Origin of the sequence: Nocardia concava NBRC 100430 (genome assembly GCF_000308815.1) — a bacterium.
In the GTDB taxonomy this organism is placed as follows: Bacteria; Actinomycetota; Actinomycetes; order Mycobacteriales; family Mycobacteriaceae; genus Nocardia; species Nocardia concava.
This window is the reverse complement of the sequence record NZ_BAFX01000141.1, coordinates 90,959-110,621: the sequence shown is the minus strand read 5'-3', so window position 1 is coordinate 110,621 and position 19,663 is coordinate 90,959. Positions and strand designations below refer to the sequence as shown.

The following is a 19,663-nucleotide window of genomic DNA, read 5'->3' as shown; positions in this document are numbered from 1 at the left end:
ATCGGCGACCTGTTCGTCTCCCGGGTGGGCACCGGCACCTGGCAGATCGTGCTGCTGGTGCTGGTCGCCATGTCCACGGCCGTCTTCCTCGACGGCGGACCGGTCATCACCATGCAGGCGGCCAGCTCCGCGGTGCTGGTGGCCACGCTGTATCCGCCCGGCCAGGGTGGCGCGTCCCTGCGCATGATCGACGCCCTGGTCGGCGGTCTGGTCGGCATCGTGGTGGTGGCGGCGATCCCGCTGCATCCGGTCCGGCGCGCCCGCGAGCAGGCGGCCGGAATCCTGGAGGTGATGGGCAAGGCCCTCACCGAATGCGCCGACGGACTGCTCGAGCACGATGCCGCGAAGATCAAGGAGGCGCTCGAGGCCGCTCGCGGCACCCAGGGCGCGATCGATTCCCTGCGCAACACCCTCGAGGGCAGCAAGGAGATCATTCGAATCTCCCCGCTGTACTGGAACTCTCGCAACCGCCTGCAACGCCTGCGCGAGGCCGCCGACCCGCTCGACAACGCCATCCGCAATACCCGTGTCCTGCTGCGCCGCGCCCTCACGTCGGTGCGCGACGACGAGGTGATCGATCCCCGGCTGATCGCCGAGGTCGAGAAGCTGGGTCAGGCCGTGGACGTGGTGCGGCGCATGATGCTCGCCGACCCGGACGAGAAACCCGATCCCGCCGAGGCCACCCGGGTGCTGCGTTCGGTCGGCAAGGGCGCCACCAAGGATCTGGTGAAGGGCGCGGGACTGTCCACACACGTGGTGTTCGCCCAATTGCGTTCCATAGTCGTCGATCTCATGCAGGTGTGCGGCATGCGCCGCCTCTCGGCCATGGCCCTGCTCCCGCCCACCGTGGCGAATCCCTATGTGACGCCGATCGATTGACGACTACCTGCGGGGCTCTCTGGCCCTGCTGCGGGTACCTGCTCTTGATCTTCGGGTAGTGCGCTACTCGCGTTCTGGTGCCCGCGCCGCTCTACCGTTCATTACAGGCCGGATTGACGAGGGGTAATCCGGTACCGGCTCGCAGCGACGGGTGGCAACGGTTTCAGGCGGGGAGGACCTGAACGCCCACGCCTGACCGCTGTCGCTGCGAATGGGGCCGCCCGATAACCGGGTCGTTCGGGCGGCCCACCCACCGGATCAGCGCCAGAAGCGGGTCAGGGTGCTGCCCGCCGACCACCACCAGCCGGGCAGTCCGGAGAGCTCGAACAGCGCGTTGATCCCGTCGAAGAACAGGCGGTTGAGCTCCGGGGTGAACAGCAGCGCGAACAGGATCAGGATGCCGAACGGCTTGATCTGATCCAGCGCCCGCCGGGTCTGATAGCTCAGCGACGGCTCCAGAATCCCGTAGCCGTCGGTGCCCGGGATCGGGATCAGGTTCAGCACGGTCGCCGTAATCTGCAGGAACGCAAGGTAACTGAGCCCGAACCAGAACGCCGGATGCGAGGTCGTGCTGCCCCACAGCCGCACGATCACCAGCAGCACCACCGCGCACAGCGCGTTCACCGCCGGACCCGCGCCGCTCAGCAGCCGCTGCGTGCGCGGACTGAAGTTGTGCGAGTGCACGTACACCGCGCCACCCGGCAGCGCGAACCCGCCGATCGCGATGAACAGCACTGGCAACCCGATCGACAGCAGTGGATGGCTGTACTTGAGCGGATTCAGCGTCAGATACCCGCGCATCTCCACTTCCCGGTCCCCGGCCCGCCACGCCACGAACGCGTGCGCGAACTCGTGCAGGCAGACCGTCACGATCCAGCCCGCGACCACCAGGATGAACACCCCGAACTGGGCCTGGCGCGAGAAGCGATCCGCGTCCCAGGCCAGTGCGCCGCCCACCGCCGTGATCACCACGACCAGCAGGAACACCGGACTGGGCCGGATCGCTCCGCCGGATGCCCGGCCTACCGCGCGCGGGTAATTCACCTGTTCACTCCCAACTGGTCGGCTCGAAGGTGCTGCCGATTCCCATTCTGGGGGTGAATCAGCGAACCAGCAGCCAAGGCTCGTGGTGTCGATAGAACGTGGAGCGCTTCACCAGCCGATCGGTGGTGATCCCGTCGCGGGTGACGATCGCGCCGTGCGTGCCCAACTGCATGGCGCGCCCCTCGACCCAGCGCTTCTTGCGCAGCCCGCGCTGCACGGTGGCGTGCAGGCCCGGCATCTCCAGCATGGGCGAAACATGCAGTGCGGCGACCTTTCCCGTGAACAGCCGGGTGTCGTCGACATAGGCCTCGCCCTCGAGCTTCGCGCCCGCCTCGCCGACGATGGTGGCGCGGCCGATGAGCACCTTGCCGGTGTCGTCGCGGATCAGCGGGGTCTCGGTGGCCTTGCCCTCGAGCGCGCGCTTGGCGGCGGCCGAGCCGGTGCCGGTCTCGTAGGCGCGGGAGCCGTAGGTGCGGTCGATGGGCACGTAGCCGATCTCGACGCCCAGGCGTTCGGTGCGCATCAGATGGGTGAGCACCGCGGCCAGTCCCGCGTCCTCACCGAGCACGATGAGCCGGGGCAGGCTGTCGGCGGCCATCACCGGGAGCAACTCGTCCAGTTGGCTGGTGTCCGGTATGGCCGAGGTCTGGGTGAGGGGTAGGGATGCCAGCGCGATGGGTACCGGCGCGCCGTCGCAGCGGAGAACATGGGTACTCAACTGCCGAACACCCTCCTCTGGCCTGCCAACACCTTGCCGCCTCGCTGCGTTCCGATGGACCCCCTGCCGGTCCCTCTCCCCGTGCCACCATAACCCTGTCTCATTTGCCGCGCTGTCCTCGCTGCGCATCCGTTATGGGCGGTTTCTCTGGACCCGGGCCTTGCACCAGGAGGTATAGGGCCGTCCAGTAAAGTGTGCCTACGGCCACCGCCTTCTGACGGCGGGTAGCTGCAGTACCCAGGTGCTGCGCGTCGAACCCGTAGGAGACACTCACATGCCGGCAATCGTGCTGATCGGCGCCCAGTGGGGCGACGAGGGCAAGGGCAAAGCGACTGATCTGCTCGGCGATCGGGTCCAGTGGGTAGTTCGATACCAGGGCGGCAACAACGCGGGACACACCGTGGTGCTGCCGAACGGTGAGAGCTTCGCCCTGCATCTGATCCCCTCCGGCATCCTCACACCCGATGTGACCAACGTCATCGGCAATGGCGTGGTGGTCGATCCGGGCGTGCTGCTCGCCGAACTCGCCGGTCTGGAAGAGCGCGGTGTGGACACCTCCCGCCTGCTGCTCTCGGCCGACGCGCACCTGATCATGCCGTACCACGTGGCCATCGATAAGGTCACCGAGCGCTTCCTCGGCAACAAGAAGATCGGCACCACCGGCCGCGGCATCGGCCCCTGCTACCAGGACAAGGTCGCCCGCGTCGGCGTCCGCGTGGCCGACGTGCTGGACGAGAAGATCCTCACCCAGAAGGTCGAGGCCGCACTGGAATTCAAGAACCAGGTGCTGGTGAAGATCTACAACCGCCGCGCGCTGGATCCGCAGCAGGTGGTGGACGAGGTGCTGGAGAAGGCCGAGGGCTTCAAGCACCGCATCGCCGATTCGCGGCTGCTGCTCAACCAGGCGCTGGAGCGCGACGAGATCGTGCTGCTGGAGGGTTCGCAGGGCACCCTGCTGGACGTCGACCACGGCACCTACCCGTACGTGACCTCCTCCAACCCGACCGCCGGTGGCGCGGCCGTGGGCGCGGGCGTCGGCCCGAACAAGATCACCACGGTGCTCGGCATCCTGAAGGCGTACACCACCCGCGTCGGCTCCGGCCCGTTCCCGACCGAACTCTTCGACGAGTCCGGCACCTACCTGGCCAAGACCGGCGGCGAGGTCGGCGTGACCACCGGCCGCGCGCGGCGTACCGGCTGGTTCGACGCCGTGATCGCCCGCTACGCCACCCGCGTCAACGGCATCACCGACTACTTCCTCACCAAGCTGGACGTCCTCTCCAGCCTGGACACCGTCCCGATCTGCGTGGCCTACGAGATCGACGGCGAGCGCGTCGAGCAGATGCCCACCACCCAGACCGAATTCCACCACGCCAAGCCGATCTACGAAGAGATGCCCGGCTGGTGGGAGGACATCTCGGGTGCCCGCACCTTCGAAGACCTCCCGGCCAACGCGCAGGCGTACGTCAAGCGCCTGGAAGAGCTGTCGGGCGCGCGGGTTTCGTGCATCGGCGTCGGCCCCGGCCGCGACCAGACCATCGTCCGCCACGACATCCTGGCGTGAAGTCTTAGGGCATAAGCCATTTCGCCCCCGTCGCATCCAAATGCGGCGGGGGCGAAGTCGTTGTCGGCTCAGTAGGTGATGAGCGGGGAGAGCGGGTCGGCGGCGTGCGGGGTCAGGGCCGTGTAGGCCGCCGCGAGCGACTTCACCGCGATGCGGATGTCATGCTCCTCGTGGGTGAAGGGGAGGCGGATGAAGCGTTCGAAGGCGCCCTGGACGCCGAAACGCGGTCCGGCGGCGAGGAGTACGCCGTGGTTGGGGGCCGTCGCGGCGAGGGCGGTGGAGACCGGGGTGGGGAGCTGGGCCCACAGGGACATGCCACCGGCGTTGGGGGTGACCTGCCAATCGGGGAGTTCCTCGGCGAGGGACTCCAGCAGGACGGCTCGGCGGGAGCGGAGCTGAGCCCTTCTGGCGGTGAGGATTTCGTCGGCATTGCGGAGCAGGTGGACGGTGGCCAGCTGATCCATGACGGGGGTGCCGAGGTCGACCGTCGAGCGGATCCCGAGCAGCTTGGTGATGAGGGCCTGATTGGCGCGCACCCAGCCGACCCGCAGGCCGCCCCAGAAGGACTTGGAGGCGGAACCGATGGTGACGATCTCCGAATTGCGGGCGAAAGCCGCCACGGGAGGCGGGGATTCGAGATCGGAGAGGTTCAGGTCGACCATGGATTCGTCGACGATGATCGTCATGCGGGTCTCGCGGGCGATGGCCGCCAGTTCGGCGCGTCCCTCGACGTCGAGCAGGTGGCCGGTGGGGTTGTTGAAGTCGGGGATCAGGTAGGCGGCACTGGCGGCGGTTTGCCGTGCGGCGCTGCGGATTCCGTCGAGGTCCCAGCCGTCCGGGCGCATGGGCACCGGCACCGGGCGGGCGCCGACGTCGCGGATGGCCTCGATGGCGTTCGGGTAGGTGGGGTGCTCGATGAGGACGCGTTCGGCGGGGGTGGTGAGCACATTGAGCAGCAGGCGCAGGCCGTGCTGCGCGCCGAGGGTGATCAGGATCTGGTCCGGTTCGGTGGGCAGGCCACGTTCGGTGTAGCGGCGGGCCAGTGCCTCGCGCAGCATGAGCACCCCGACGGGATCCATGCCGTGCGTGCCCAGGTAGGTCGGCAGTCCTTGCAGGGCAAAGGAATACGCGTCGGTCATCTGCGGCGGGGCGGACATGGCGGCGAAGGTCATATCGATGGTCGGCACGTCCGGCTGCGCCATGGTGGCGAGCAGGCTGCGGGCCGGCTTCGCGCCGTCGTGCACCACGGTCGGCGGCAGCGCCACGGTACTGCGGGAACCCTGGCGGCTGATCAGGTAGCCGTGCTCGCGCAGCAGCGTGTACGCCGAGGTGACGGTGGTGCGGCTGACCTCGAGGCTGGTGGCCAGATCCCGTTCGCTGGGCAATGCCACGCCCAGCGGCGCGCGGCCGTCGTGAATGAGCAGCCGAATGCTCTCGGCCAGTGCCACATACGCGGGCCGGGCCGAACGCTTGCCGTTCTCGGTGGCCCCCGATTCCTCGTTCCGCCACCGCCCAAGATCGCGCGTCAGGCTGGCCGCGCCGATAACTCGTGTCGCCATACAGTCCAGTATCGGGGCACTGGATATTTTCTACAAGTCCAGGGGAGGGCCAGTATTGGTTCATGGTCGCCCTGCTCGCCTCCCTCCTGATCGTCGCCGCCTTCGCCGTACTGATCTACCGGTACGCCCCCAAGTCCGACGAACGCTGGGGCGCGCTCCTGGAGCGCTACCGCCCCCACGCCCCCATGTCGGACTGGTCGGTCGCCGAATACGAAGCGTCCCGCCAATATTCGGACCTGACCGCCATCGCCTCCCTGCGCCCCGACGCCCACCCGCCGACCCCGCTCCGCCGCCTCCGTCGCACCACCCCCGCGGTAGCGGCCCTCTCCAACATTCCCTGCCGAGGAGAGTCGGTCCAGTTCTAATCAACTGGCCTGAATTCGGCTGTCTGTCGGTGCCACAGTGCACACTGGCCCTATGTCCGCCCCGGCTCGTCCCACGGCGTCGGCGGCGCTCTTCGACACCGCGATAGGCACCTGCGCCATCGCCTGGAGCGCCGTCGGCGTCCTACGCTTCGCCCTCCCCGACCGCACCCCGGCCACCACCCGCACCCACATCCTGCGCCGGCACCGCCTGGTCGATATCCACGAAGCGGAACCCACCCCCGAAATCGCCCAGGCCGTCAAATCGATCCAGGCCCATCTCACCGGTGACCTGAACGACCTCCGCTGGATCCCCGTAGACCTCAGCCCCCTCAACGATTTCGACCGAGCCGTCTACGAGGTAACCCGAGCCATCGACCCGGGCCACACCCTCAACTACGGTGCGGTGGCCAACCGCATCGGTGCCCCGGGCGGAGCCCAAGCAGTGGGACAGTCCTTGGGCCGCAACCCAATCCCCCTGATCATCCCCTGCCACCGCGTGCTCGCCGCCGACCACGCCCTCCACGGCTTCTCCGCCCCCGGTGGCCTGACCACCAAACAACACCTACTCGAAATCGAACGCACGCCCGGCTTCGGCGAACCAACCCTCTTCTGAAGGACTCGCGTTCCGGGCACCGTCAGCGCACGACCGAGTAACGCACGCAGGCGAATTCGCCGTTGTGGGCGACTTCCTCGGTCTTCAGTTCGAGGCGGCGCGGGAGCAGTGGTGCGCCCGCGCCCAGCGTGACCGGGGCGATGGAAACGATGATTTCGTCCAGCAATCCCTGATCCGCGAATTGCCCGACCAGCTCGCCGCCACCCATCAGCCAGAGGTCCTTGCCGTCGGCGGCCGCGGCCATCTCCTTGTGTACGACCGCCACCGAGTCCGAGGTCAATCGGACATCGCGGCCGTCGTCGAAGGCGGGAAACTCACGGTGGGTGAACACCCAGGTCGGTATGGCGTAGGGCCAGGGCTCGGTGGAATTCTCATTGACCCATTGATAAGTGCTGGCGCCCATGGCGATTGCGCCCGTACCGGCCGCGAACAGGTTCAATCCCAGCGGGCCGTCCCAGTCGACCTGCCGGGACAGCAACCAATCCAGCTTGTGGTCGGGCGTCGCCAGGAAGCCGTCCAGACTCATGGCGGTGTGGTAAACAGTCTTGAATGTCACGTCAGCCTCTCCGATGTAGCCATTCGATGAGATCGCCACCCCCGATTTCGGTTCCGGCGCTGGATAATTCGGTGCGCAGCCAATGCCGCACGAGATGTCTGCGATGAGTGGAGTAACTCAGGATGTGAGCGATCACGCTGCCGATGACAAAGCTCTGCGGCGGCTCGCACAACGCATCGATCAGCGTGTCATCCCACCCACCACGCCGAGTGATATCGCGAACCGTGTCCAGCCACCGAACCGCCACGCGCTCATGCCGTTCCACCAATTCCGGGAGGGCATCGTCCCCCGCCGTCGGAATGTCCTCCCCGTCGATGGCGGCCAGCCACACCTCCTTCGACTCGATGAGATGCGCGAGCACCGCGGCAATGGATTCCTCGGGCCCCCGAAACGACTCCACCACCAGCCCCGGCGACCGCACCTGCCGATATCGCGATTCGTCGAGTTCCGCTGCCATGTCGAGCAGTTCGCGGGTGTCATCGACATCGTGATGAACCATCAGCGTGGTGGGATCCAGCCCACCCGATCCTTTCGGCCCACCCGTCACCCACAGCGACATGGGCGGATGAAAGTGGATGCCATTGCTCGCGGGCAACCACGCCCGGCGCTCGCCGTCCGGAACCAGGCTCGGCGGATACCCGAAGGCACCGCTGAATGCCCGGCTGAACCCCTCCACCGACTCGTATCCGGCCCCGAACGCCACATCCGTCACCGACTTACCCGTCGACAACTCCCACGCCGCCCGCTCCAACAGCACCCGCCGCTTCAACGCCACCGGTGGCTCCCCGGTCCCGCGCGAGAACTGCCGAGCAAAATGAAACGACGAAACAAACGCATCCGCCGCCATCTCCCCAAGCGTGCTGTTGCCCTCGTCGAGCACCGCATCCAGCAGTTCGCGTAATCGATCCCGTCCGCTCTTGGCCACCCGACGAGTCTGCCAACCCACCCCCAAACCCCGCTTGACCGATCTTGCTCAGTTCCTTGGCCTTGGTGTTGAACGCGGGTGGCAGCGAAAACGCCCGCACCAAAGGAATTGGTGCGGGCGCCTTTTACGTCGGAATGGATACCGCTACGAGCCGGCTTTGACGATCGGGCCGTAGTAGATGAAGGGGGCCGCGGTGCCCTCGCAGAAGACCCAGGCATCGGCGCCCGGGGTCATGTGCAGGTAGAGGGGGCGGTCGGAGGCCAGCCCGGCGAGGGGGTCCGAGGTGACGAAGGGGGCCTGCAGGCTCCATGCGCCGCAGTTCCACCATTCGCCCGGGGCGAGATCCATCCGGATCACGCCGCCGGGCTCCGGAGTGGCGACGGGCACAGTCGCCGAGGCGGCCTGGGCGCCCAGCACACCGCACGCGGCGGTGGCTCCGGCGATCGCAGTAATGCGTAGTGCAGTCCTCATGAGATTCCTTGTCTTCGTGGTTCGTTGAGCTACAGAGCGCCGCCGAGGAAGCCGCCGATCGCGCCTCCGGTGACACCGCCGACAACGCCACCCGCGGCTGCGGCGGGGATGCCGATCGCGGCCGCCCCGGCGGCTGCACCGACGCCCGCACCGATGAGTGCGCCACCGGCGGCGCCGCCCGCGACGTCGATCGGGGCGAGCCAAGGCGCGACGGCGATGCCGCCGACCGCGCCGATCGCCGCGCCCGCGAGCGCACCGACTCCGGCGCCGACCACCGCGCCACCCGCGGCTCCAACAAGTGCGGCTGGAACACCCGCGCCGACCGCGCCGATGCCCGCGCCGATGGCGGCGCCGCCGAGCGTGCCTGCCGCGATCTTGTCGGAGCGGCTGGGGTTGACGCCGATGGCGTTGAGGCCGGTGGCGAGGCCTGCTTCGGTGTTGGCGGCCAAGGTGTTTGCGCCGTCGAGGAGGTCGTTGGGGACCTCGTCGGGGGCGGGGGTGGAGAAGTCGCCGATGCGGAGGGTGCGCGGGGGCGGGGCGATGGGGAGGACCGGGGTCACCGTGGTTGGGGCGTGGAGGGTTTGGAAGTCGAGGGCGGGGGCCGCCTCGTGGTTGGGGATGGGGCGGAAGTTGGCCGGGATGGGGTAGTCGGCCTGGGGCTGCGACTGAGGCTGGGGCTGAGGGCGATTCGGGACGGTGACGCCGGGCTGGGCCAGGGTCGGGCGGGGGGCGGGGCGGTCCTGGTCGCCGGCGGGGAGGGCCACGCCCGGCTGGGCGGTGCTGGGGCGCGGGGTGGGCAGGGCGTCGCCGGGGGTGGAGTCGGCCAGGCCGGGCTGCGGGTTGGACTGGGGCGCAGTGGGGTTGGCCGGGGACGGGGTGCCGTCGGGGTGCTTCACGGTGGACTGGGTCGAGGTGCCGTCGGCGACCTTGGCGGGGTGGTCGCTCGTATTCGAGCAGGCCACCGCCAGGACCAAGGGGATGGTGCCTACGACGATCGCACGTCGAGCCACGTTGCTCTTGAATTCACGATTCCGACGAGGCACGTCGAAACACCCACCTTCCGAACATATTTCGTTGCGCCGGTCCGGGGACCGAGCGTTGCTACCGGTAATTCGCATGGGCCTCCGGCCGGGCTTGCTCGCATCCCGAGTGCGTCTGCGTAGTAGCAGGTCAGCGCCTCGAAGAGGGGGTGCGAAGTTTGCCCGGCCGGAGGAAATCGATTGGGGGAGCGGTTAGAACGCGCCGCCGATGGCCGCGCCCGCGATGCCGCCGCCGACACCGCCGAGGACCGCCATCGGGATGCCGACGGCCGCCGCGCCCAGGGCCGCGCCGCCGACCGCGCCGACCGCGGCGCCCACGCCGAGGCCGATGAGCGCACCGCCGCCGATGACCGGGATGGCCTCGGGCGCGGCGATGGCGGCGCCGATGCCGCCGGAGGCGGCGCCCGCGGCGGCCGCGGTGGCCGCCACGATGCCGACGCCGATTCCGGCGCCGATGGCCGCGCCCACACCGGCGCCGATGATGCCGCCACCGATGCCGCCGCCCAGCGCGCCGGCCGCGGCGCCCGGAATGCCCAGCAGCGCGGCGCCGCCGACGGCCCCGGCGGCGGTCATGCCCGCGATCTTGTCGGAGCGCGACGGGTCGATGCCGACCGAATTCAGCGCGGTGGACAGGCCGGCCTCGGCGTCGGCGGAGAAGTTGTTGACCGGGTTCAGGATTTCGTCCGGCACCTCATCCGGGGCCGGGGTGTAGAAGTCGCCGACGCGCACGGTGCGTGGCGGGGGAGCGATGGGCGCGACCGGCTCGACCGGCTCGGGCGCGTGCAGCGACTGCCAGTCGATGGCGGGCGCGGGCGCGGTCTCGGCCGGAATCGGCCGGTGATTTTCCGGCACCACGTAGTCGACCTGCGGGGACGACTGCGGCGGAGCCGGTTTGACGGTGGTTCCGGGCTGGGCCGGGGACGAGCTGGTGCCCGGCTGCGCGGGGCCGGTCGTCACCCCCGGCTGCGGAACGGCCTGCGCGGCCGCGGCGCAGGCGATGGCCAGGGCCAGCGGCAGCACGCCGACGGCGGGACGGATGGCGTGCAGCAGCACGCCGGTATTCATTTCACGATGCCGACGAGCCACGCCGAAAACACCACCCTCATCAGATTTTCCCGACTTCCCCCCGTGTGACCCCCGATGGGCTCACACTTCGCCGGATGTTAACTGATTGAGAGCTTGTTGCTCTAGTCCCTGATTGCTGTTCCTATGCCTTGACGGTGAGTAGCGAGACATATCGCACAATTTGCAGGTAAAAGGGTTTTTACCTCTACCCGCAACGTCAATTCTCTGATTTGCCGGACGTTGTCCCGCCTCGCATGAGTTCGGCCAGCGCCTCACGATCGGTGACATCGAGCTTGATGCACGCCCGGTACAGATGCCCCTCCACGGTCCGCACCGACACGGTCAGCCGATCCGCGATCTGCCGGTTGGACAGCCCGGCCGCCACCAGATTCGCGATCTCGCGTTCGCGGGCGGTCAGTGGCAACGGCTGCGCGGACTGCCTCAGCGCGGGGGTCGAGGCCCCGCCGCACGCGGCTGCCAGCCGGTTCGCGGTGGCCGCAGATTCCAGCAGTCGCCGCCGATCCCCGGCGCGCTCGTGTGCGGAGGCCGCCTGCGCGGCCGCGTCGGCAGCCGAGAGCAAGGCCCCGATGCTCTCGAATTCCGCTGCGGCCTTGTCCAATCCGGGCCCGTCGTGGGCGGCGACCGCCACCGCGTGCCGGGCCTGAACCTGCACCAGCCGCCCGTCGATGCGGGCCGCCAGATCCGCGAGCCGCCCTGCCACGCTGTGATCGCCGAAGCGTGCGGCGGTATGCAGCGCCATGGCCTCGGTGGCGTGCTGATGGGTGCGCGCGGCCAGATCGGCGGCCGCGAGCGCGAGTCGGATTGCCGGTGTGGCGGTGCCCTCGGCGCCGGCCTGCAAGGCGCGCGCCAGTTCGAGCAGGGGTTGGTAGACGGCGCTGTGCCGTCCGCCCCGGAAGGACGCCGCCGCAATGGCTTCCGCCGCCTCGGTAGGACGTCCGAGCGCCGAATAAGCCTCTGCCAGGCGTAGTTGTGCGGGGAACATCCAAGCCGCCGCTCCCTCGGTGGTGAGGGCGGCCAGCGCCTGTTCGAGATTGTCGATGCCCTGCGGGAATTGCCCCTGGGCGACGTCGACGGTCCCCTGCAGAATCTTCGTCATGCCCCAGGCCAGATACTGGCCGGGCGAGGAGTAGCTGAAATTGCTTCCGGCGCAACGCCGTGCGGCCTCCAACTCGCCGGTGAAGGTGAGCGCCAGCACCTCCGCGTGCGTCAGCGTGAACCGGTTGAGCGCGTCGACGTGCTCCTCCACCTTGTGCCCGCGATCGGCGTACCGGAGCGCGGCCTCCCCGCGTCCCATCATCGCCAGGGCGAGCCCACCGCCGAAGGCCGCCCACCACACCGCCCACGGCGGGGCGTCGGAGTTCGCCATCACGGGTTCGGCGAGGGCGAAGGCGTCGTCCATCCGATTCTCGTTGACGGCCACCGCCGAGGCCAGGCCGTCGAGTGTCGCAATGACTTTCGGATTCTTCGCCCGCTGCCGCACGGTCTCGAGGACCTGGTCGGCCCGGTCGGCGTCACCCATGGACCACAGCAGGTTGGACACCCGGGTGCAGCCCCAGCGGGTAAGTTCCGCCTCGTTCAACTGGTCGGGATCGAAACCCGCCAGTGTGCGTTCGGCTTCTATCCGATGCCCCTGCCACAGCAGTGCCCGGGCCAGCAGGTCCGCGGCCTCGACGCCGCCGCGGCGTTCCACCGCCGCCCGCGCGAACCGTTCTCCCAGTTGGAGATTCGCCAGCGAGATGGCATCCGCCGCAGCGGCCAGGAACAGCTCCAGATCCGCCGATTTGTCACTGTCCAAGGCCAATTCGGCCAGGCGGATGCGCTCGGACGCGGAGTTGATGGGCCGGTCCTTGAGCGCCGAGTACAGCCGCCCGCGCAGCCGCCGCGCCGACGCGATGCCCAGCCGCCGCCGGATCACCTCACCGAACAGCGGATGGTTGTATCGCACCAGCAGCTGATGGCTGTTCTCGACAATCCTTATGAGCCCGCGGGTTTCGGCCGATTCCACAGCCTCCTCACCCGCGATCTCCGACAGCACATCCAGGTCGATGGGCTCGCAGAACGTCAGCAGTTCCAGCACCCGCAGCACGGACTCCGGCATCTGCTCGACCCGATCCTCCAGCAGCGCAGCCAATTCCGAGGTGACCGCCGCGCGCCCGCGCAACTGCCACACCCCGTTGACCTGCCGCAGTGTCCCCGCTTCGAGCGCGCCCTCGACCAGGTGCCGTAGGAAAAGCGCGTTGCCCCCGGATGATTCCCACATGAGGTTGGCGGTGAAGCCCTCGAGCTGCCCGCCCAGCATCGATTCCACCAATTCCACGCTCTGCCTTTGCGTGAACGGCTTCAGGTCGATGCGCAGCAGGTGCCCGTCCTTCCACAGCGAGGTCACCGCGTCGGGCACCTGCACCCCGCTGCGCACGGTGCACACGATGTGCGCGGCACGATCGATGGCCAGCTGCAGCAGCAGTGTCGCCGAGAGCTGGTCGAGCAGGTGCGCGTCGTCGACGCCGATGATGGTGTGCCCGTCGGCGAGCAGCGCCTCGCGCGCCGCGGCCATGAAGGTCACCGGATCGTGGGCGGTGTACACCCCCACCATGTGCGCGAAGACCCCGAGCGGAATGCTCCGGGCGGATTCGGTCCCCGCGACCCAGCGAATGTTTCCGCCGACGGCGGCGGTGGCCAGCCGCGCCAGCGTGGTTTTGCCGACCCCCGCGTCGCCGGTGAGCACCGCCCCGACGAAGTCGTCGCCGGTGAGCGCCGACCTGATCGATTCGAGTTCGCTCTCCCGTTCGACCATCGGCCAATTCCGAGCCATGGCTCAACTGTAGTGCGCCGCGGCTCCCGTAGCAGGGTTAACGAAAGGCCTGGAACCTGCGGCTTTTATTCGTTGACCAGCCGCAATCCGGGTTGGCGGGCCTGACGGCGGTCGACCAGCCAGACCATGACGGTCTGGTCGGCGGCCGGATCCAGGGTCTCGATCTCGACCTCGACCGTGCCGCGCAGCGGGTGCTGGATATTCAGCACGACGGTTCGGAAATCGGTGAGCCGGTGTTCGCGCCAGCGTTGCTCGAACTCCGGATAGTGGCCCAGCCGAATGATGACGGCCTGCACATTCGGATCGTCCGGGAAGCGCGTGACGGCCGCGCGCAGCGACGACGCGACCATATCGGCGGCCGCGTCCCAGTTCAGGAAGGCCTTCCGGGCACCCGGGTGGGCGAAGACGTAGAGCGCGAAGTTGTTGTGCGTCTCCTCGTCGAACAGGCCGAGGGGTTCGGCGAAGTCGCGGAAGGAGGGGTTGCCGGCCAGCAGGTTCTGCCAGCGGCCGAGCACGAAGGCAGGTGTCGGCTGCAGAGCGTCGATGACCGCCCTGATGGTCTCGGAGACCTGCTCTCGGGCCTGTCCGGAGGACGGGCAGGGCGCCTTCTGTTCCAGGCTCAGCGCCAGCTTGCCGAAGTGGTGCCGCTCGATCTCATTGAGCCGCAAGGCATCCGCGAGGGCGGCCAGCACGGCCATGGAGGGGTTGGTGTCGCGTCCCTGTTCGAGCCGGGCAAGATAGTCCGCGCTGACCCCGGCGAGCGCGGCGACTTCTTCGCGCCGCAGTCCGGGCGTGCGGCGCCGTCGGCCGGCGGGCAGGCCGACGTCTTCGGGCTGCAGCTGCGCGCGGCGCGCGATCAGGAACTCGGCGAACTCGGATCGTGACACCTCTCCATAGTGCCTGGTCCTGGTTTCGTTATCCGCGCCCTGCCAGTCCCCGGATAACCACGGCCTGGTTAAGCGGACCGCAGTCCACTTAATCTTCTGGCATGACGACTTCCGAGCAGACCCTCGCCCCCGGCGCCTGGACCCTCGACGCCAACCACTCCTCGGTCAGCTTCACCGTGAAGCACCTGGGGATCTCCAAGGTCCGCGGCCGCTTCAACCGCTTCGAGACCGGCTTCGTCGTGAACGACGCCGGCGAGGCGGCCATCGAGGCCACCATCTACTTCGACTCCTTCGACACCGGCAACGAGATGCGCGACGGTCACGTCCGCACCGCCGACATCCTCGATGTCGCCAACCGCCCGCACCTGACCTTCCGCGTCCCCGAGCCGGTCAAGCTGGCCGAGGAGTTCGAGGTCACCGGCGAGGCCACCATCGGCGGCATCACCAAGCCCGTCACCCTCGACGTCGAGTGGGGCGGCGTGCAGGTCTTCCCGCAGGACAACAAGGCGCACGCCGGCTTCTACGCCACCGGCACCATCAAGCGCAGCGACTTCGGTGTGGCCCCGGGCATGCCGAACGCCATGCTCAGCGACAAGATCGCCATCGAGCTGGACATCCAGCTCGTCGCCCCCGACGCCTGATAGCCGCCGGGGCGGTCCCGCCCTACGCATCGGAAAAGTCAACGCCCCCTGTGGAATCCACAGGGGGCGTTCGGCCGTTCAACGAAAAATCAGTCGGCCCAAACCGATTCGATCGGAGTGCCCTCGTTCGGGGGCGGGGTCGGCACACCCGACGGGGTGCGCGAGAAGCGCGGCGCGGGCGCGTGCTGCACGACGCCGTCGATCTCGATGAGCCCGGTGCGCGCCTGGATGTGCGGATTCTGTTCCGCCTCGGTGAAAGTCAGCACCGGCGTGGTGCAGGCGTCGGTGTGCTCGAACACCGCCCACCACTCGTCGCGCGTCTTGGTCTTGAACTTCTCGGTGAACAGCTTGCGCAGCTGGTCCTGGCCCGCCGGGTCGAGCTGGTGGGGCAGCCCCTCGGGCGAGATCTCCAGTCCGGCAAGCAGTTCCGCGTAGAACTGCGGCTCGATGCAGCCGACCGCCATGTACTTGCCGTCGGAGGTCTCGTAGGTGTCGTAGAAGGCCATGCCGGTGTCGAGCAGGTTGGTGCCGCGCTCGTCGGACCACAGGCCCATGCCCTTCATGCCCCAGATCATGTGCGAGAGGGCAAGCGCGCCATCGATCATGGCCGAGTCGATGACCTGGCCCTTGCCGGAGTTCTGGCGCTCAACCAGGGCGGCGAGAATGCCGAAGACCAGGAACATGGAGCCGCCGCCGAAGTCGCCCACCATGTTCAGCGGCGGGACCGGGCGCTCGCCCTTGCGGCCGATGGCGTTCAGCACGCCGGTCAGCGAGATGTAGTTGATGTCGTGCCCGGCGCGGTCGGCCAGCGGACCGTACTGGCCCCAGCCGGTCATGCGGCCGTAGACCAGGCGCGGATTGCGCTCCAGCGCGGCGTCCGGGCCCAGGCCCATGCGCTCGGTGACGCCCGGCCGGAAGCCCTCGATGAGCACATCGGCCTTTTCGATGAGCCCGAGCACCTTCTCGATATCGGCCGGATCCTTCAGATTGGCCTCGACGATGGTGCGGCCACGCCACTGCGGGCGCTCCATGAAGCCCGGGAACCCGCCCGGCCGCTGCACCCGCACCACGTCGGCGCCGAGATCGGCGAGCAGCAGTGCCGCGTGCGGACCGGGGCCGATGCCGGCCAGTTCGACTACTCGGATGCCCGCGAGCGGGCCCTGCTTGGCGGTGGATGGAGTGCTCACGCCCTACCTCGGTTCATCGTCGAATCCTGCGCACCGGCTCACAGAACCGGTGTTGACGCTATGACAATAACGCGGATTCAGCGATCGACGATCGGGAGGGGCAGGGTATCCGGAGGAGGCAGTTTCGGCAGTTCCGAGCGTGGGAGGCGCAGGGTGGGGAGCTCGCCCGAGGCCATGCGCGCGGTTTCGGGATCCTCCAGGGTGCGTTCCTTGGCGGGCAGCCCGTAGAAGGCGCGGGCATTGTCTTCCAGCACCTTGTGCAGATCGGAGCCGACCGAGTCGGCGATCAGCGAGATATCGGTGTCCCGGAACGGCCGCCCGGCCCGGGTGCCCGGCAGATCGGTGCCGAACATCAGGGCCTCGGGGTTCACGGTGTGGATCTTGCGCAGTGCCGCACCGACATTCATCGACACCCGCCCGAAGCCGGACGCCTTCACCTTGGCTCCCCGGTCGACCAGGTTGAGCAGGTAGGGCAGGCATTCGTCGGACATGCCCATGTGGTCGATGGACAGCTTGGGCAGCTTGGTGATGACCGGCTCCAGCGAGCCCAGCATGGACCCGTCGATATAGAGCTCCACATGCCATCCGGCCAGTTCGTAGGCCCGCAGCGCCAGCATGGTGAGCCCGACGATGTCCCCGCCCGCGCGCTTGAGGTTGAACCGGATGGCCCGCACCCCGGCGCGATTCAGATCGATGATCTGCGCGTCCGGGGCGTCCACGGGCAGCATGGTGACGCCCACCCAGCCCTCGCCCAGCGCGTCGAGGGCCGCCAGCAGGTAGCTCTGATCGGTGCCCTGGAAGGACCCGCTGACCACGGCACCACCGTCGATATCGAAGCGGGACATGCGCTCGCGATAGTCGGCGATGGTGTACGGGTCGGGCAGGTGGCCCTCGTTCTCGACCAGCGGGAACCGCGGATCGAAGATGTGGAGATGGGCATCGAACACGTGATCAGCATGCCTCAGAACGGTGACATGTGCGGACAACCTTGTCCGCCAGGCGGATTCGCGCTGGTCAGCGCACCTTGCCGAGCCTAGAGCACCTTGTCCGGCTCGGAGGCGGCCAGCATGTCCTCGCGCTCGACGACCTTGACCCGCTCGCGGCCCTGCGGCTCGCCGAGGGCGCGCTCGTGCGCGTCGAGGCGGTACCAGCCGGCCCAGGTGGTGAACGGGATGCCCTTGCCCTCGAGGAACTCGGTCACGGCCTCGGGCTCCGGCTTGGCGGCCGGGACGAAGTCCGCGGCGTCGTCGAGCAGGCAGGCGATGGTCTCGTTGGCGTCGCCCTTGGTGTGGCCGATGAGGCCGACCGGGCCGCGCTTGATCCAGCCGGTGACGTAGGTGGCGGGCTCGTAGCGGTCCTTGCCGTCGGCGTCCTCGTTCACCAGCACGCGACCGGCCTCGTTGGGCACGGTGCCGGCCTGGTCGTCGAAGGGCAGCGAGGGGATGTTCTGCGACAGGTAGCCGACCGCGCGGTACACGGTCTGGATGTCCCAGTCCTTGAATTCGCCGGTGCCCTTGCAGTTTCCGGTGCCGTCGAGCTGGGTGCGCTCGGTGCGCAGGCCCACGACCTTGCCGTTCTCGCCGAGGATCTCCGAGGGGTTCTCGAAGAAGTGCAGGAACAGCTTGTGCGGGCGGTCGCCGACATCGCGAATGGCCCACTGCTCCAACGTATTGCAGATCATGTCGACCTGCTTGGAGTGCCGGCGCGCGGCCTCGGAGCCCTCGTCGTAGTCGATGTCCTCGGGATCGACGATGACCTCGATGGTCGGCGAGTGGTCGAGTTCGCGCAGCTCGAGCGGCGTGAACTTGGCCTGCGCGGGACCGCGGCGGCCGAACACGTGCACCTCGAGGGCCTTGTTGGCCTTGAGACCGTCGTAGACGTTCGGCGGGATCTCGGTCGGCAGCAGTTCGTCACCGGTCTTGGCCAGCACGCGCGCCACGTCCAGGGCGACATTGCCGACGCCGAGGACGGCGACCTTCTCCGCGTCCAGCGGCCAGGTGCGCGGCACGTCCGGATGCCCGTCGTACCAGGACACGAAGTCGGCGGCGCCGTAGGAGCCGTCCAGGTCGATGCCCGGAACCTCCAGTGCGCGGTCGGCATTGGCTCCGGTGGAGAAGATGACCGCGTCGTAGAACTGGCGCAGGTCCTCGAGGGTGATGTCGGTGCCGTAGTCGATATTGCCGAGCAGGCGGACCGCGTCCTTGTCGAGGACCTTGTGCAGCGCGGTGATGATGCCCTTGATGCGCGGGTGGTCGGGCGCGACGCCGTAGCGGATGAGGCCGAAGGGCGCGGGCATGCGCTCGTACAGGTCGATGCTCACCCCGGTGAAACCGGCCGGGGTGTCGGACTTCATCAAGGCGTCGGCGGCGTAAATACCGGCCGGTCCTGCGCCCACGATCGCAATGCGTAGCGGGCGGGTCGCTGCACTCTGTTCGGTCATTCTTCCGCGCACCCTTTGGGTCGAAACTAACTTGCCGTCTGAACTTAGCCGTCGTTCTTAGCTTAGGCTAAGTTGACGCCCTGGCTTCGGCGACCTCCATTGGCCCCCGACGCTGCAGCGTTGCTGCGTTGTCCTGCTATTCCCGCACCGGGGCGGAAATTCTGCTGATTCTATCGATGGCGCACGGGACCCTCTGCGCGCGGGCGGTGAAACTGCCCGAATGCCAGGCATGATCTACCCATGAGCGACGCCGAGGAGACAGTGGAGCAGCAGACCCCGATCCCGATCGATCAGAACGAAACCCGGAGCATGTGGCCGTTCCTGGTCGCCGCCGGTGTCATCGCGGTGGTGATCCTGGGCATCGTGATAGCCACGCTGGTCTCCCCGGTTGAGAAGAATGTCACAGATCGCGATCGCCTGGCGTCCGCGGCGGTCGCCTTCGTGCAGTCCCGCAGCGATACCGGCAAATACGAACCGGCCTTGGCCTGCAAGGGATTCGACGAGAACAACTCGCCCTTGAAGATCGCGGCGGCGACCGGCGGGACCATCAGCTTCGACAAGCTGACCGACTCGGCCGTCGACGGCGACAACGCCACCGCGCAGGTCACCGTGAGCACTGGCGGCGCCCAGTCCACCTCGACCTGGCACTTCACCCGGGAGAATTCCCGCTGGTTGGTCTGCAATTCGTGACAAGGTCCGAAGTCGTGGCCGGGGTTTGACACGGCGGCTGTTTTTTCGGCACTCTCATCCCAGGTCATGAGTACCAGCGCCAAGCCCCGGCTGGCTGGTCGGCAACCCTCCTCCGCGGTGGGGTGCTCCGGGTGACGACCTGGCCACGCATCGAGCACGCGATGCGGCAAGTGCGGATTCACAGGA

At 68.3% G+C, this 19,663-nt stretch carries 19 protein-coding genes and 1 riboswitch; of the genes, 6 read left to right on the top strand and 13 right to left on the bottom strand.

The window, feature by feature from the left end; translation table 11 throughout:
• A partial coding sequence (locus tag ON43_RS33425) for an FUSC family protein (protein WP_040813944.1) occupies positions 1-879 on the top strand: 879 nt, incomplete at its 5' end.
• Positions 880-1,137: 258 nt separating this feature from the next.
• Here the strand turns inward: ON43_RS33425 and ON43_RS33420 are convergent.
• Positions 1,138-1,923, bottom strand: a complete 786-nt coding sequence (locus ON43_RS33420) for a site-2 protease family protein (RefSeq protein WP_040813942.1) — start codon at positions 1,921-1,923, stop codon at positions 1,138-1,140.
• Between the two features lie 58 nt (positions 1,924-1,981).
• Positions 1,982-2,641, bottom strand: coding sequence for a hypothetical protein (locus tag ON43_RS33415; RefSeq protein WP_040813940.1), 660 nt, complete (start codon positions 2,639-2,641; stop codon positions 1,982-1,984).
• A gap of 274 nt (positions 2,642-2,915) precedes the next feature.
• On the opposite strand from ON43_RS33415, the gene ON43_RS33410 reads away from it, so the two are divergent.
• The gene (locus ON43_RS33410; protein WP_040813938.1) at positions 2,916-4,205 is read left to right on the top strand and encodes an adenylosuccinate synthase; all 1,290 of its coding nucleotides are present in this window, start codon (positions 2,916-2,918) and stop codon (positions 4,203-4,205) included.
• A 68-nt stretch (positions 4,206-4,273) separates the two neighbouring features.
• Here the strand turns inward: ON43_RS33410 and yczR are convergent, their stop codons facing one another.
• Positions 4,274-5,764 (bottom strand): MocR-like transcription factor YczR, encoded by a 1,491-nt coding sequence (gene yczR, locus ON43_RS33405; RefSeq protein WP_040813936.1) that lies wholly within the window; start codon positions 5,762-5,764, stop codon positions 4,274-4,276.
• A gap of 62 nt (positions 5,765-5,826) precedes the next feature.
• Between yczR and ON43_RS33400 the strand changes: the two genes are divergently transcribed.
• Entirely contained in the window at positions 5,827-6,129 is a 303-nt protein-coding gene (locus ON43_RS33400; RefSeq protein WP_040813934.1) for a hypothetical protein, read from the top strand.
• A gap of 52 nt (positions 6,130-6,181) precedes the next feature.
• Positions 6,182-6,742, top strand: a complete 561-nt coding sequence (locus ON43_RS33395) for a methylated-DNA--[protein]-cysteine S-methyltransferase (RefSeq protein WP_040813932.1) — start codon at positions 6,182-6,184, stop codon at positions 6,740-6,742.
• Positions 6,743-6,764: 22 nt separating this feature from the next.
• Here ON43_RS33395 and ON43_RS33390 read toward each other — a convergent pair whose 3' ends face one another.
• The 7 genes from ON43_RS33390 to ON43_RS33360 form a co-directional block, all read right to left on the bottom strand.
• A complete protein-coding gene (locus tag ON43_RS33390) occupies positions 6,765-7,298 on the bottom strand; it encodes a dihydrofolate reductase family protein (RefSeq protein ID WP_245568850.1) in 534 nt (177 codons plus the stop codon).
• 1 nt (position 7,299) lies between these two features.
• On the bottom strand, positions 7,300-8,223 hold the full coding sequence (locus ON43_RS33385; protein WP_040813987.1) for a helix-turn-helix domain-containing protein: 924 nt from the start codon (positions 8,221-8,223) through the stop codon (positions 7,300-7,302).
• Positions 8,224-8,367: 144 nt separating this feature from the next.
• Entirely contained in the window at positions 8,368-8,694 is a 327-nt protein-coding gene (locus ON43_RS33380; protein WP_157514274.1) for a hypothetical protein, read from the bottom strand.
• Positions 8,695-8,723: 29 nt separating this feature from the next.
• Complete coding sequence (locus tag ON43_RS33375) at positions 8,724-9,704, bottom strand: hypothetical protein (RefSeq protein WP_157514273.1); 981 nt, start codon at positions 9,702-9,704, stop codon at positions 8,724-8,726.
• Positions 9,705-9,926: 222 nt separating this feature from the next.
• Positions 9,927-10,799 carry a hypothetical protein gene (locus ON43_RS33370; RefSeq protein WP_051179572.1) on the bottom strand — a complete coding sequence of 291 codons (873 nt, stop codon included), beginning with the start codon at positions 10,797-10,799 and terminating at the stop codon, positions 9,927-9,929.
• 217 nt (positions 10,800-11,016) lie between these two features.
• Positions 11,017-13,632, bottom strand: coding sequence for a helix-turn-helix transcriptional regulator (locus tag ON43_RS33365; RefSeq protein ID WP_040813927.1), 2,616 nt, complete (start codon positions 13,630-13,632; stop codon positions 11,017-11,019).
• A 65-nt stretch (positions 13,633-13,697) separates the two neighbouring features.
• Entirely contained in the window at positions 13,698-14,519 is an 822-nt protein-coding gene (locus ON43_RS33360) for an MmyB family transcriptional regulator (RefSeq protein WP_040813925.1), read from the bottom strand.
• A gap of 101 nt (positions 14,520-14,620) precedes the next feature.
• On the opposite strand from ON43_RS33360, the gene ON43_RS33355 reads away from it, so the two are divergent.
• Positions 14,621-15,160 carry a YceI family protein gene (locus ON43_RS33355; protein ID WP_040813923.1) on the top strand — a complete coding sequence of 180 codons (540 nt, stop codon included), beginning with the start codon at positions 14,621-14,623 and terminating at the stop codon, positions 15,158-15,160.
• 89 nt (positions 15,161-15,249) lie between these two features.
• On the opposite strand, the gene ON43_RS33350 is transcribed toward ON43_RS33355, so the two are convergent.
• From ON43_RS33350 to ON43_RS33340, 3 genes are all read right to left on the bottom strand, one after another.
• A complete protein-coding gene (locus ON43_RS33350; protein WP_040813921.1) occupies positions 15,250-16,347 on the bottom strand; it encodes a CaiB/BaiF CoA transferase family protein in 1,098 nt (365 codons plus the stop codon).
• Positions 16,348-16,424: 77 nt separating this feature from the next.
• Positions 16,425-17,294, bottom strand: coding sequence for an amidohydrolase family protein (locus tag ON43_RS33345; protein WP_040813919.1), 870 nt, complete (start codon positions 17,292-17,294; stop codon positions 16,425-16,427).
• A gap of 86 nt (positions 17,295-17,380) precedes the next feature.
• A complete protein-coding gene (locus ON43_RS33340) occupies positions 17,381-18,787 on the bottom strand; it encodes an FAD-dependent oxidoreductase (protein WP_040813917.1) in 1,407 nt (468 codons plus the stop codon).
• A gap of 240 nt (positions 18,788-19,027) precedes the next feature.
• Here ON43_RS33340 and ON43_RS33335 point away from each other — a divergent pair, with 240 nt between their 5' ends.
• Entirely contained in the window at positions 19,028-19,477 is a 450-nt protein-coding gene (locus tag ON43_RS33335; protein ID WP_040813915.1) for an Rv0361 family membrane protein, read from the top strand.
• Positions 19,478-19,539: 62 nt separating this feature from the next.
• Positions 19,540-19,656, top strand: a riboswitch (SAM riboswitch).
• The last annotated feature ends 7 nt before the right edge of the window (positions 19,657-19,663 follow it).

Bases quoted from the DNA above. Each gene is read 5' to 3' on its own strand.
- ON43_RS33410 (WP_040813938.1), top strand. From the start codon at position 2,916: ATGCCGGCAATCGTGCTGATCGGCGCCCAGTGGGGCGACGAGGGCAAG.
- yczR (WP_040813936.1), bottom strand. From the start codon at position 5,764: ATGGCGACACGAGTTATCGGCGCGGCCAGCCTGACGCGCGATCTTGGG.
- ON43_RS33400 (WP_040813934.1), top strand. From the start codon at position 5,827: ATGGTCGCCCTGCTCGCCTCCCTCCTGATCGTCGCCGCCTTCGCCGTA.
- ON43_RS33395 (WP_040813932.1), top strand. From the start codon at position 6,182: ATGTCCGCCCCGGCTCGTCCCACGGCGTCGGCGGCGCTCTTCGACACC.
- ON43_RS33380 (WP_157514274.1), bottom strand. From the start codon at position 8,694: ATGAGGACTGCACTACGCATTACTGCGATCGCCGGAGCCACCGCCGCG.
- ON43_RS33370 (WP_051179572.1), bottom strand. From the start codon at position 10,799: ATGAATACCGGCGTGCTGCTGCACGCCATCCGTCCCGCCGTCGGCGTG.
- ON43_RS33365 (WP_040813927.1), bottom strand. From the start codon at position 13,632: ATGGCTCGGAATTGGCCGATGGTCGAACGGGAGAGCGAACTCGAATCG.
- ON43_RS33355 (WP_040813923.1), top strand. From the start codon at position 14,621: ATGACGACTTCCGAGCAGACCCTCGCCCCCGGCGCCTGGACCCTCGAC.
- ON43_RS33340 (WP_040813917.1), bottom strand. From the start codon at position 18,787: ATGACCGAACAGAGTGCAGCGACCCGCCCGCTACGCATTGCGATCGTG.
- ON43_RS33335 (WP_040813915.1), top strand. From the start codon at position 19,028: ATGAGCGACGCCGAGGAGACAGTGGAGCAGCAGACCCCGATCCCGATC.